A 350-nucleotide genomic window follows, 5' to 3' on the forward strand; every position below is an offset into this window, starting at 1 on the left:
TTTTCAATATTCTTGATTTTTTTCTCGCCACCCATAAATAAAAATGGCGCAAAGCCGTACACTTCATCAGCATTGAGTGGGCCATGTTTTTTTAATGCCGCAGGAAAAAGTGGTTTCTTTTGGTTATTTTTTATATCAAGTCGCTCAGGGTCTTGCAGTGCTATAAAATCTTTTGCAGTTTGGTTAGCCTTGCCAGCTTCAATATCTTGCTGATTTCCTTTTTTCGTTCGCATCCAATTAAGGTAAGGGCTGATTTCCACAGAATGTCCGGTTTTCTCACCGTAGAGTTTTAAATTGCCCCAGGCATTACGCGCTATAACATAATAAATATCATCTTGCTCAAACGGGGT

Annotated in this window: 1 protein-coding gene; it reads right to left on the minus strand. The window is 39.1% G+C overall.

All coding sequences use genetic code 11. The features are described 5' to 3' along the window. The coding region (locus H5232_RS23755) for a T6SS immunity protein Tdi1 domain-containing protein (protein WP_182798529.1) at positions 1-350 on the minus strand (350 nt) is incomplete at both ends.

This window comes from Pseudoalteromonas sp. SG41-5 (genome assembly GCF_014164495.1).
In the GTDB taxonomy this organism is placed as follows: Bacteria; Pseudomonadota; Gammaproteobacteria; order Enterobacterales; family Alteromonadaceae; genus Pseudoalteromonas; species Pseudoalteromonas rhizosphaerae.